This window comes from Nocardia sp. NPDC060220 (assembly GCF_042727815.1).
GTDB lineage: Bacteria > Actinomycetota > Actinomycetes > Mycobacteriales > Mycobacteriaceae > Nocardia.
The window spans coordinates 1-11813 of sequence record NZ_JBHWZY010000113.1 but is presented as its reverse complement, the minus strand read 5'-3'; the positions used below and the strand labels follow the sequence as shown (position 1 = coordinate 11813).

The 11813-nt window shown below is 67.0% G+C and carries 14 protein-coding genes; 5 read left to right on the top strand and 9 right to left on the bottom strand.

Annotated features, from left to right (window positions below; translation table 11 throughout):
• Positions 1–89 precede the first annotated feature (89 nt).
• Positions 90–1946, top strand: coding sequence for a TerD family protein (locus ACFWF3_RS08600; protein ID WP_379313080.1), 1857 nt, complete (start codon positions 90–92; stop codon positions 1944–1946).
• Here the strand turns inward: ACFWF3_RS08600 and ACFWF3_RS08595 are convergent.
• Positions 1943–2233, bottom strand: a complete 291-nt coding sequence (locus ACFWF3_RS08595; RefSeq protein ID WP_378637732.1) for a hypothetical protein — start codon at positions 2231–2233, stop codon at positions 1943–1945. The genes ACFWF3_RS08600 and ACFWF3_RS08595 overlap by 4 nt on opposite strands.
• 206 nt (positions 2234–2439) lie before the next feature.
• Here ACFWF3_RS08595 and ACFWF3_RS08590 point away from each other — a divergent pair, with 206 nt between their 5' ends.
• Positions 2440–2712, top strand: coding sequence for a hypothetical protein (locus ACFWF3_RS08590; RefSeq protein WP_101469239.1), 273 nt, complete (start codon positions 2440–2442; stop codon positions 2710–2712).
• 164 nt (positions 2713–2876) lie between these two features.
• Here ACFWF3_RS08590 and ACFWF3_RS08585 read toward each other — a convergent pair whose 3' ends face one another.
• From ACFWF3_RS08585 to ACFWF3_RS08555, 7 genes are all read right to left on the bottom strand, one after another.
• Positions 2877–3365 carry an FBP domain-containing protein gene (locus ACFWF3_RS08585; RefSeq protein WP_379313079.1) on the bottom strand — a complete coding sequence of 163 codons (489 nt, stop codon included), beginning with the start codon at positions 3363–3365 and terminating at the stop codon, positions 2877–2879.
• 116 nt (positions 3366–3481) lie between these two features.
• On the bottom strand, positions 3482–4705 hold the full coding sequence (locus ACFWF3_RS08580) for a VWA domain-containing protein (RefSeq protein WP_379313081.1): 1224 nt from the start codon (positions 4703–4705) through the stop codon (positions 3482–3484).
• Positions 4706–4756: 51 nt separating this feature from the next.
• Positions 4757–5377, bottom strand: a complete 621-nt coding sequence (locus tag ACFWF3_RS08575) for a response regulator (RefSeq protein ID WP_378637725.1) — start codon at positions 5375–5377, stop codon at positions 4757–4759.
• Entirely contained in the window at positions 5374–6516 is a 1143-nt protein-coding gene (locus tag ACFWF3_RS08570; protein ID WP_379313077.1) for a sensor histidine kinase, read from the bottom strand. The genes ACFWF3_RS08575 and ACFWF3_RS08570 overlap by 4 nt, the downstream gene beginning before the upstream one ends.
• The gene (locus ACFWF3_RS08565; protein ID WP_379313076.1) at positions 6516–7328 is read right to left on the bottom strand and encodes an ABC transporter permease; all 813 of its coding nucleotides are present in this window, start codon (positions 7326–7328) and stop codon (positions 6516–6518) included. Before ACFWF3_RS08565 ends, ACFWF3_RS08570 begins: the two co-directional genes overlap by 1 nt.
• Entirely contained in the window at positions 7325–8251 is a 927-nt protein-coding gene (locus tag ACFWF3_RS08560; RefSeq protein WP_379313074.1) for an ABC transporter ATP-binding protein, read from the bottom strand. Before ACFWF3_RS08560 ends, ACFWF3_RS08565 begins: the two co-directional genes overlap by 4 nt.
• A gap of 91 nt (positions 8252–8342) precedes the next feature.
• The gene (locus ACFWF3_RS08555) at positions 8343–9020 is read right to left on the bottom strand and encodes a hypothetical protein (protein WP_379313073.1); all 678 of its coding nucleotides are present in this window, start codon (positions 9018–9020) and stop codon (positions 8343–8345) included.
• Between the two features lie 23 nt (positions 9021–9043).
• Between ACFWF3_RS08555 and ACFWF3_RS08550 the strand changes: the two genes are divergently transcribed.
• The 3 genes from ACFWF3_RS08550 (at position 9044) to ACFWF3_RS08540 (ending at position 11197) form a co-directional block, all read left to right on the top strand.
• A complete protein-coding gene (locus ACFWF3_RS08550; protein ID WP_379313071.1) occupies positions 9044–9682 on the top strand; it encodes a TetR/AcrR family transcriptional regulator in 639 nt (212 codons plus the stop codon).
• Positions 9683–9750: 68 nt separating this feature from the next.
• A complete protein-coding gene (locus tag ACFWF3_RS08545) occupies positions 9751–10278 on the top strand; it encodes a nitroreductase family deazaflavin-dependent oxidoreductase (protein ID WP_379313070.1) in 528 nt (175 codons plus the stop codon).
• A gap of 139 nt (positions 10279–10417) precedes the next feature.
• Positions 10418–11197, top strand: a complete 780-nt coding sequence (locus ACFWF3_RS08540; protein ID WP_379313068.1) for an ATP-grasp domain-containing protein — start codon at positions 10418–10420, stop codon at positions 11195–11197.
• 7 nt (positions 11198–11204) lie between these two features.
• Here the strand turns inward: ACFWF3_RS08540 and ACFWF3_RS08535 are convergent.
• On the bottom strand, positions 11205–11813 hold a 609-nt coding region (locus ACFWF3_RS08535), incomplete at its 5' end, for an aldo/keto reductase (protein WP_379313066.1).

Below are 11813 nucleotides of genomic sequence, written 5' to 3'. Positions count from 1 at the left end.
CCTGAACAGCGGGACCGGCGGGGCCGCGAACTCGAGCGCGCCAGCGCTCAAAAAACTCTGTCGGACCCTCATGACATCATGCGAGCACCATGGAACTACGCAAGGGTGCGCACGCGCCGGTACCGACATCGCTTCTCGCCGTGGTCGTTTCATGGCGGTCGGCGCATACCGTAGACGCGCACGCCCTGCTGGTCACCGAATCGGGCCTGGTCCGCGCCGACCGGGATTTCGTCTTCTTCAACGCACCCCGGCACGCCTCCCAGGCGGTGACCCTCGACCAGGAGCCCGCCCCCGGCACCGCGCGACTGAGCATCTCACTGCCCCGCACCGAACCCGAGGTGGCGCGCATCGTCATCAGCGCGTCCCTCGACGACGCCACCTTCGACCAGCTCCTCGACCTCACGTTGACCGTGCACGCCGCCGACGGCCCGGTCGCCCAGTTCACCATCGACGGTATCGAAGACGTCCAGGCGATGATGTTCGGCGAGTTCTACCGCCGCGACGGCCAGTGGCGGTTCCGTGCGATCGGCCAGGGTTGGTCGGGCGGGCTGGCCGGACTCGCCGGTGAATTCGGGGTCACGGTCGACGAGCCCACCGCCGGACGTCCCAGCATCACTCCCGACGACAGCTCGCGGGTGCCCGCGCGACCGAATGGGGCAGCCGCCGACGCCGCGCGCGCCGCCGATCGCGCACGATTCGCGAGTGTGCCGTCACGGCACGACGCGTCGACGTCTACTGCCGATCTGTCCGGCGCCGATCACCGGGCGAACCGCTCGTCCCCCGAGTCTGCGAATCCCGCCGCAGCGCGATTCGACGGACCGGCGTCGACGCGCCCACCGGCCCTGTCCCGCCGGGTCATCGACGTGCCGCCCCCGCCACCGGTCGACCCGGAGATCGCCGACTGGCACCCCGACCCGGAAACCCCCGATCAACTCCGCTGGTGGGACGGCGACGAGTGGACCTCGAGCGTCCGCCCGCACATCCACGATCACCGCACCCGCTGTACCCGCTGTGGTAGCCCACTGCGGCGCAAGCTGTTCGGTGGCCACGGACCGTGCAAGAACTGTGCCGCCGAAATCGAGGAGTTCCTCACGCACTGGCGCAACCGAGCCAGGCGCGTCCTCGCGGGTCCCGGCACGATGTCGGTGGAGTGGACCGAGGTGTGGGCCGCTCTGCGCTTCCAGCGCATCGACGAGGAGCGCGGCCGAACACTACTGCGCGAGGCGGGTCTGACCCAGGTCGAGCGGATGGTCGCCTTCGCCTTCGCCGACGGTGAGGTGTTCGCCGAGGAACTGGACGCGTTCGAACACGTGGTCAGCGAGCTGGCGCTGTCTGGCGGCATCGTCGACGATCTGCGTCGCCGAATGCATCGCGGCCGCACCCTGTCCCGCTTGCGCGCCGGCGAACTGCCCACCGTCAACACCCCCGGTCTGCATCTGGACCCCGACGAACGCGTGCACCTCGATCTGCCCGCCGTCCACATCCGCATGCTCGCGCGCGGCCCACGCAACACCGAGGGCCGCCTGATCGGCAGTTCCAAGAAGCTGCGTTTCGTCGGCGACGGCACCGGCATCGAGCTGCCGTGGAACCGGGTGGTGTCGGTGCATCCCGAGCACGGCACCGTCGTGCTCGCGGCAACCTCGGCGCGCGGCGGCGCTACCTTCGGCGTCACCGACCCCGACTATGTGGCGGCAGCGTTGGAAGGTGCACTGCGCGTATCGAAACGCCTGGTCCTGACGCCGGGACAGCTCGACAGCCGCAGCATCCCCCAGGACGTGAAAGCCCAGGTGTGGCAGCGCGACGGCGGCGCGTGCGTCGAGTGCGGCGACGGCCACTACCTGGAGTTCGACCACATCATCCCGCTCAGCCGCGGTGGTGCGACGAGCGTGACGAACCTGCAGATCCTGTGCCGGGCCTGCAATCGCGCCAAGGGCGCGCGGATCTAACCGAGAATCGCGTTCATGATGGTGCCGCCGCTGGTGGCGACGACGCCGCCGATCATCGCGCCCGCGATCATCTTCGGTGACTCCATCGCGCTACCGTTCCACTTCTCCCAGGCGAACTTTCCGCCGGCGACGGTGATGGCGAGCACACCCGACAGGATCATGAACCAGGTCAGGTACTGAACCATTTTCATGATCTTGTCCGACAGCGGAGGCGCTTCCGGCGACGGGTTGCCGATCTGCGCGTACGTGGTGATGGTGTCGGCCATCGACGTCAGAATGATGCTCATAGCCTGCTCCCCTATCGCGTGACGCGAACTGCGTTCCAGCCCTGCCGTATTCGATCGTGGTCCAGGATACGGGCGCGAACCCCCTGCACACCAACAAAACCGATCGGTTCGATCGAGATGGGCGCCGACACGGTGACACATGACCGGATACCATCAGTGCAGAGTTCATCGTCGTCCCGTTCCTCCGAGATACCGAGTGAGACCCCATGCTCCTGGCCGCCGTCACCGATACCTTGGCGCAGATCGGCAATCCGACCCCCGAAGCACCGCCACTGGCGGACAAGATCATGCAGCTGGTCAGGTACCTGACCTGGTTCATCTTGTTGTCCGGCATCATCGCCATCACTGTCGCGGGCGGAAAGTTCGCCTGGGAGAAGTGGACCGGCAGCTCCATGGAGTCGCCGAAGATGGTCGCGGGCGCGATGATCGGCGGCGTCGTCGCCACCAGCGCGGGCACCATCATGAACGCGATGCTCTAGGTTCCTGCTCCGCTCGGGACGGTCCGGGATCAGCCCGGGCCGACTCGACCGGCTAGGAACACACCGACCCGAGTTCTGTTGGGGTTCAACAGAACTCGGGCTTACCGGATTGTCGAGTGTCGGCGCACGGCATCTACCTCCTGTCGTTCGGCGGGTCGGTTCGGCTACGTGTAGAGCCGGTCCACGAAGGCGTTCAGGTTTTCCACCACGCGGTGGGCCTTCTCCTCCGGCGTCAGATCCTCGCGATACCGGCTGCCCATCGAAGGCCGCTTCTTGTTGCGCGCATACAGCGAGCAGGCCAGATCGGTGCACATGTAGCTACCGACCGTGTTGCCTTTGCGCCCCGACTCGCCCGTCTTGCTCGCGGTCATCAGCGAAACGCCGCCGGCGGAGTGCGTGGTGAGGCAGATCGTGCACATCTGCGTCTTGCCCGACCCGCCGGTCTCGTGCCGCAACGCGACGCTGACCAGCCCGTCCGCCCGCGGCACCGAGATATAACAGCGCCCCGCGTACGAGGGATCGGTCCAGCCGAGGAAGTCGAGATCCTCCCAGGGGCGTTCGCCCAGGTCACGCGGCACATTCAGGCGCTTGGCGTCGCCCTTCGAACAGTTGACGAACGACGACCTGATGTCGCGTTCGGTAATGGGTTCCATGCGTTGATCCTTCCAGTCTGCGAACTGCAAACGGTAGACACGCTAACGATCCCCACCTGCGGAGACAACCTGTTTTCCGGCCACCGGTGACGAGCATCCCAGCCGATGGGCGGCTGTCAGCGGAGGATCCCCGCGGCCCGCGCGGCGCGCAGCCAGTCGGGGAACTCACCGAGCAGCCTGCCGTACAGCTCCGCGTCGCTGATCTGGTCGATGTCGTCGAGGGCGAAGAAGCCCGCGTTGTCTACGACGCGGCCGTCGAGTTCGTCGAGGGTGCGCAGGACACCGAAGTTGGCTGTGCCGAGGCCGATGAACTGCCAGAAGGCGGGCAGGTGGGCGGCCTCGCGCATCAGCGCCGCGATCTCGCGCTTCTTCGCGAAGCCACCGTCGGTGAAGAACAGGACGAGGGTGGGCTCGGTGAGGGTGTCGATGACCGCGCGCATGATCGGTAGTTCATCGTTGCGGCCGCCGATAGCGTTGTAGTCGACGCCCTGGTGCGTGCCCTTGAGACGGAGATAGGTGTGCGCCCACTGCTCCCCGCCCTCGACGGTGATATCGGGCAGTTTCACGTAGCTGAGCGCGTAGAGGTAGGCCTCGAGCACGCCGTCGTCATCGAGTTGCGTGGCGACCGGGATCATGCGCTCGACGACCCGATGCACCGTGCCGGCGCGATACATCTTCTCCATGCTGCCGGTCTTGTCGATCACCAGCACCACCCGTGCCCTGGCTCCGAACGCGCTCTTGTCGATCAGCACCTTCGCGACTTCGCGCTTGCGCATGTCCAGCTTCTGGCGCTTGTCGAACGACAGCGCCGCCTCGCCGGGAACCGTCCGAACTTCCGCGACCACTTCCGGCTCGTCGTCGACGCTCACCCCGTGGTCGGTGACCAAGTCGGCGAACCCGCCCGCATAGCCCTGTCCGACGGCACGGACTTTCCACTGGTCACCCCGGCGATACAGCTCGAGCGCGATCACCACCGACTCGCGATCGAGTCCGTCGATCACGTACTCGTGCAGCACATTTCCCGCACTGTCGGCGACCGAGGCCACCGGCGACGTGGCGCCGCCGAACGTATCCCCTTCTGCCGCGACAGTGATCACGGCGCGAATCTGCGCGATCTCGACCGGTACGGCACCGAGTGACACCTCGAGCGCGGCACCCTGGAGCCGAACACCCGGCGCCTGCGGCTGATTGAAGAAGACGAAATCCGCGTCCGAACGCACCTTCCCCGCGTCGGTCACCAGCAGTGCCGAGAGGTCGGCGGCCACGCCGCCCCGCACCGACAGCATCACCTCCCCCGAAGCCAAGCCCGCGTTCTGTCCTTTGACCAGCGCAGCAGCCATCGCCATCCCTCTCATCGCACCGTAACGCCCCACACCCTAGGCGAATACGGGCTAGATCCAGCCCTTCTCGCGTGCTTTGAGGGCGGCTTCGTAGCGATTGGACACCCCGAGCTTGGTCATCGCCGAGGACAGATAGTTGCGGGTGGTACCCGGGGACAGGTGTGCGCGTTTGGCGATGTCCTCCACGGAGGCGCCGTCGGCGGCGAATTCGAGGACGTCGGCCTCGCGGGCGGTGAGGACGGTGTCGCCCGCGCTGATGGCTTCGGCCGCGAGCTCGGGATCGACGTATCGGCCACCGTTGTGCACCGACCGGATCACCTCGGCCAGCGTCGCGGCGGAGGTCGTCTTGGGCAGGAAGCCGCGCACACCGGCCGCGAGTGCGCGCTTGAGATACCCGGGCCTGCCATGGCTGGTGACGATCAAGGTGCCGGCACCAGGGGTGATCCGGAGCAGTTCGACGGCGGTGTCGATGCCATCGATGCCCGGCATCTGCAGATCGATGACCGCGACGGCGCCCGGCTCGCCGTCCTCGGCCCTGCGGCGCCACGCGGCGACGAGTTCCGCACCGGAGCCGACGTGGGCCACGACCTCGAGATCGGGCTCCAGGCCGAGCATCGTCGCCATGGCAGCGCGGATGAGGGTCTCGTCGTCGGCGAGGAATACGGGAATCACTGCTTCTCCCAATGGATTTCGAGGGCGAATTCGTCGCCGGAGGTGGCGATGTCGAGGGTCGCGCCGACAGCGGCGAGTCGTTCGCCGAGGCCGCGCAGCCCGGATCGTTCACCGATCGCGCCCTGCGGGCGGTCGTTGCGCAGTGACATGCCGGACCCGCCGAGTGCGAGGGTCGCCGTGGTCGCGGCCGAGTGTTCGACGATATTGGTTGTGCCTTCCCGGACCACCCAGGCCGCGACTTCATGAAATGCCGCGGGCACCTTGGCCGCGTCACCCTCCACGACGAGTGCGCATCCCGCCGCCGACAGCAGTGATCGCGCCCCGGCCACCTCCCCGCGCAGGTCGATATTGCGGTAGCCGCGCACCAGGGTGCGCATCTGCCCCATCGATTCGACCGCCAATGTTCTGACCTCGTCCATTTCCGCGGTCGCTCGATCGAGGTCGCCTGCCCGTGACAGTGCCGCCGCCAGTTCGCTTTTCACCGCGATGGCCGAGAAGCCGCGTCCGACGACATCGTGGAGGTCGCGCGAGAAGCGCAACCGTTCCTCGGCGACCTGCAGTTGCGCCTCGACACCTTTGGTTCGCTCCAACTCGTCGATGATTCCCAGCCCCCACACGGTGAGCCGTGTCAATACGATCGCGAAGACCCCGGTGAACAGGAACGCCGCCGCACCCTGCAGGCCCGCGCCCAGTGGTGTGCCGAAGACCACCAGCGGAGTGGCCACGCTGAGAACGACCAGAATCCACCACTTGTGGCGAGCGAACGGGATGACGGAGAAGATCGCCATGAACACCGCGGACACGCCCACCGTGCGCGCGCTGAGGACCGTCGCCTCGTCGGTGGCCAGGCGGGCGACGATCCCGCTGATCGCCCACAGCGCGACCAGCATCACGATGGCGACGGGCAACATCCGCGGCCGTGCCACCACACCGGGAACGGTGGCGAACGCGGGTTGTGCCTCCAACGCGAATCCGGCCGCGATGCCACCGGCGACGATTCCGAGCACCGATGGCACCGACTCGGCACTGATCGCCAGCACGACGACGAGCACGGCGATCACCGCCTGGAACGAGAGCCGGGTGTAGAGCCGGAACTTGGCGGCTCCCGACAGCTCGTGCCACCAGGCGGTCGCGCGCATCACCCGCGGTCGTCCCAGCGGAAGCTCTTGCGGGTCAGCACGAGCGCCAGCACGGTCCATAACGCCAGTGTCGCAAACGGCCGGCCGGATTCGGTGACGGTATCGGCGAAGCCGAGCGCGGCGTCGGATTCGGCGAACGCCGACAGCGTGCCCGACGTGCCGAGGGAGAGGAGGTCGGAGACGGCGGCGAAGGGGGTCCAGTCGGCCAGTTGCGCCAGCCGATCGGGCAGTACGCCGCGGATCGAGGACATGCCGAGCATCGCGATGATCATCACCGGCAGCGAGGTGATCTGCGCGGCCTCGGCGTTCTTGGTGTACGCGCTGGTGGCCAGGGCGAGCAGTGAGAACAGCACTGTCCCGCCGACGAGCGCTACCACGATCGCCAGTGGGTTGACGGGCGCGGGGGCGCCGGTGGCGTAGACCACCACGGCGATGACGGCGGTGCACGCGAGCGTCATGATGGCGCCCGGGATGGCCGGAGCGAGCTGGATCTGCCAGTCGGCGGCCTCGCCCGTGCGCAACCGTTTCAGGACCCCTTCGCTACGGCGGGTGGTCACCATCGACAGCACCGAGTAGTACTGCACGAACAGCAGGGCGAGCAGTGCCAGCAATTCGAAGGTCACCGCCGCCATCGCCGCTGTGGGCTCGGCGTCTTTGCGGGCGATGAAGTAGGTGGCCAACGGAATTCCGATCGGGAAGACCGTCGCCATGTAGACGAGAGTCTTGTTGCGCCGGAACTGCAGCCACTCCGCTGTGGCGAGCGCGGTGAGTGGTCGACGGCGAAATCCGCCGGCGGGCAGGGTGGTGGTCATCGTGCTCCGATCAGGGTGGGAGTGGTTGCCTCGGCGATATCGAGAAAGACCGATTCCAGGGATGCGGCGCGCGCTTCGAGTCCGGTCAGGCGCACGCCTGCTTCGCGGGCCCAGCCGAGCAGTTCGAACAGGTGGCCTTGTAAGTCGTTGGTGCTGATGGTGACTCGCGCTTGCGCGTCGACGCGGGCGCCGCGGAACTGCGGCACGGGCAGGCCGGGATGATCGAAGGCGATCCGCGCCGGATGGTCGTCGACGATGTCGCGCAGCGTGCCCCTGCGGGCGATCGCGCCCTTGTGCATGATCGCGATCTGATCGGCGAGCGCTTCGGCCTCGTCCAGGTAGTGCGTGGTGAGGACCATCGTCACCCCCGACGCTTTGAGGTCGGCGAGCAATTGCCATGTCCCACGCCGGCTTTCCGGATCGAGGCCGGTAGTCGGTTCGTCGAGGAACAGCAGGCGCGGCTGCCCGAGCAGGGCGCAGGCCAGGTCGACGCGGCGCTGCTCACCACCCGACAGTGAGCCGACCCGCACCCCGGATCGGTCGGTCAGGCCCACCTGCGCCAAGACTGCCTCGGCGGTGGTCGGTGCGGTGCACGTTCCACGCCACATGTCGAGCGTCTCGCCGACGGTCAGCTCGGCGGGCAACCCGCCCGACTGCAACATGATGCCGACCCGCGGACGGACCTGGTCGCGGTGCCGGAGCGGGTCCAGGCCGAAGACTTCGACCTCGCCTGCCGAGGGAGCGATGAGCCCCTCCAGCATGTCGAGGGTGGAAGTCTTTCCCGCGCCGTTGGTTCCGAGCAGGGCGAACACCTGCCCTTCGTGCACCTCCAGGTCCACGCCTTTGACGGCTTCGAACGCGTCGTCGCCGCGGCCGTAGGTTCGGCGCAGCCCGCGCGCGGTGATGACGTCTGTGTTTCTCATGCCTTCTACGGTGGTCGACGCGGGGCGTCGCCAGTAGTAAGCGCAGTCACCGATCCCCGATGGGATTCACATGGTCAAGCCATGACATAAGTCATCGGACTGCGGCTGTGCGCAGGAGCGCTACGCCGTAGGCGATGAACCAGGCCGACCACAGCAGCCAGCCGGACAGACCGATGAGACCGAGCGGACCATCGTGGTCGATGATCAGGGGCGTGAGGGTCGCCGCGGTGAATTGCAGTGCGGCGGCGAGGAATCCGATGGTCGCATGCCATGGCTTGACGAGCCCGCCGAGCCGGCCCGCGACCGTCAGGCCGACCAGTGCCGTCGCGAGGAAGGTGCCGTTCAGCGCGAGCAGGGCATCGTGCAGCGCCCACAGTGCGCCGCCTTCCCCGCTCGAAGCGCCGAGGGCATAACGAATTCCGACGATCACTGTGAAAGTCGCGTTCTGCAACAGCAATCCGGCGAAGCCGACCAGCGACCACCCGGTCCCCGCCGTCCGCTCGGCCGGTCGCAGGGCCGCCAGTGCACCGGCACCGAACAGCACGGCACAGAACCAGCCCAGCGGTACCGGCGCCATCGCCAGCGCCACGAGGTCGCGGTGGTCGACGAAGAACGCGACGGCTGTGCGCGAGTCGGTACCGGGCTTCGGCAACCCGGCGGGTGCCAAGATCAGATTGGCCCCCAGGATGACCAGCGCGAACCCGATACCGGCGATCCCCGCGACCCGCTGAAACCGTGCGCCGCTCGACAGATTAGATTTATCGCTCATATTTTGAATATAGGTACCATAAAATGAAAGAGGAACCCCCTTTGGCCACCGACTCACCTCGCCGCCGCTACGACTCCCTTCGCCGCACCCTGCAAGCCCAGGCGACCAGCATCGAGATCGCCCAGGCCGCCCGCAGGCTGTTCGTGGAGCAGGGCTGGGCCGCCACCACGGTCCGCGACGTGGCCCGCGAAGCCGGCGTCTCCGTTCCCACCGTCTATTCCGCCTACGGCAACAAAACCGGGCTCATCCAGGCAATAGTCGATGCCGCCGATCTCTCCGCCGACGCCCCGCAGATGCTCGACACCCTGGAAGCCGCGGCAGGCGACCCCCGAGCTCAGCTGGCCGCCATGGCCGGCTACGACCGCCGCCTCTATGAACGCGCCGCCGACGTCATCGCCCTGATCCGCGAAGCGGGCCGCACCGAACCGGCCCTGGCCACCACCTACATCGACGCCCGTCACCGCGCCGACCGAACCCGCATCGAGGTCTTCACCTCCTGGCCTCCCGGCACCCTTCGCGAAGACCTCCCCACCTCGGTCGACATCTACGCCGCCCTGTGCACCATCGACGTCTACACCACCCTCACCACCGAACGAGGCTGGTCGCCCGACCGAGTCGAAACCTGGTGGACCGCCACCCTCGCCCGCGAACTCCTCGCTTGACGATTCCCCCTCGGCCGACCGGGAATTTGTCTACTATCGGCCGTAGTAGAACGAACACTGGAGGGGCAGTGAGTGATCCGAACAAGACCGGTACCGGTCATCGCGCCACGAGGTCGTCGATGGCACGACTGGTGGAATCGTGCTCCCAATTCATGAACAAGCGCGGCATCTACCTGGGCCGCCGATCGACGAAACTCCATGTGGCCCTGTACCGCCGAACCAACGGCAGGCTCGGCGGCCACATGCCCGCCTGGCCCGACGCCCGAATCCTGCTGCTCGACCACGTCGGCGCCAGAACCGGCACCCAGCGAACCTCACCCTTGATGTTCCACGCCGACGGCGACATCATCGCCCTTGCCGCGTCCAAAGCCGGCCAACCAACCCACCCCGCCTGGTTCCACAACCTGAAAGCCAACCCGGACAGCACGATCCAGATCGGCGCCCGGTCGCACCACGTCCGGGCCCGCGTAGCCACCGACGCGGAACGAAAACTGCTGTGGCCGAAGTTCGTCGAGCTCTTCCCGAGCTACGACTTCTACCAACGTCATGCGGGCAGCCGCACGATCCCGATCGTGATCCTCACCCCGCGCACCTAGATGCCATCCGACCAGCATCGTCGATCGGCCCCTTCCGCTGCCGTATGCCGATCCGACCGTCGGGGACTTCGACTGGCGCACAAGTAATTTCCCAGCCATTTGCTGAATCCGCAACGCTGTCGACAGGCATCATCAAGGCATGAGTTTTACGGTGGCCTATCTGCAGTACGCCGGATCGGGTCCGATGCGGCACGAGGAGAAGCTCCTCACCGAGGGACTCGCAAGACTCGGCGTCCCCGTCCGCCACTACAGCCTGAAGCGTATTCAACGCAGGCAGTTGGCATTGGGACCCGGCATCTTCATCGCCGGGGATATGGCTGCGATGCACGGCGCGATGCGCCAATTGGGCATCCCGCTACCGCAACCCGACGACTATCCCGACGTGCTTCGCGGCTTCCTCGGGCGGAAGGTGTGGGCGTCGACCCTGGGCGAGATCGAGCGCTCGATGGATGGCGGCTCCTCCCCACCGGTTTTCGTCAAACCCGCGGACCGCCGCAAGGCCTTCACGGGCTCGGTCTGCTACTCGGAACACGATTTCGCCGCATGGGGGAATACCAGTCGGCGCCAGCGCGTCTGGTGCTCCGAGGTCGTCACCTGGGTGTCGGAATACCGCGTCTATGTCATCGGCAGGCAGATCGTGGCCGTGGACCACTACGAGGGTGACAACTCCGTGCCACTGAACAGGGAAACAGTCGAGTCAGCGGTCAGTGCCTACTACCGTTCCGGAACCGCCCCCGCTGCCTACGCCATCGATTTCGGCGTACTGGCCAACGGGGAAACGACGCTCGTCGAGACCAACGACGGCTACGCCCTCGGCGCCTACGACATCACCGCCGACCAATACACCGCGCTGCTGATGAACCGATGGCGCGATCTACTCACGTCCGAGCCGCGGCCGGCACGAGCCACGAGCTTCTGACGTCGACTCATCGACGACGCAGGGACGCGTCCAGCAGAGATGGTGGGGTGTCGTGTTTCTCGTGGGGGGCGAGGTCGGTGCCAGGGGCCACGATGGCATCGACGGCGTCGAGGATCTCGGGCGACAGGACGGTGTCGGCGGCGGCCAGCTGGGCGTGCAGGTGGTTCATGGTGCGGGGGCCGATGATGGCGCTGGTGACGGCGGGATGGGCCGTGACGAAACCCAGGGCGAGTTGGATCAGGGTCAGGCCCGCCTGGTCTGCCAGTGCCGCGAGTTGCTCGACGGCGGCCATCTTGGCGTGGTTGGCCGGGATGGTGGTGTCGAACCGGTCGGGCATGAATGCCGAACGGCTGGTGGATATCTCGCGGTCGGCGCGGATGGCGCCCGAGAGCCATCCCGAGGCCAACGGGCTCCAGGCGAGCACGCCGAGACCGTATTCCCCGGTGACCGGCAGGACGTGAGTTTCGATGCCGCGCTGCAGGATCGAATAGCTGGGCTGTTCGGTGACATAGCGGCTCAGGTGGCGTTCTTCGGCCGCCCACTGCGCCTGCACGATGCGGTACGCGGGGAATGTCGAGGATCCGAAGTAGCGGATCTTGCCCGCACGCTGTAGATC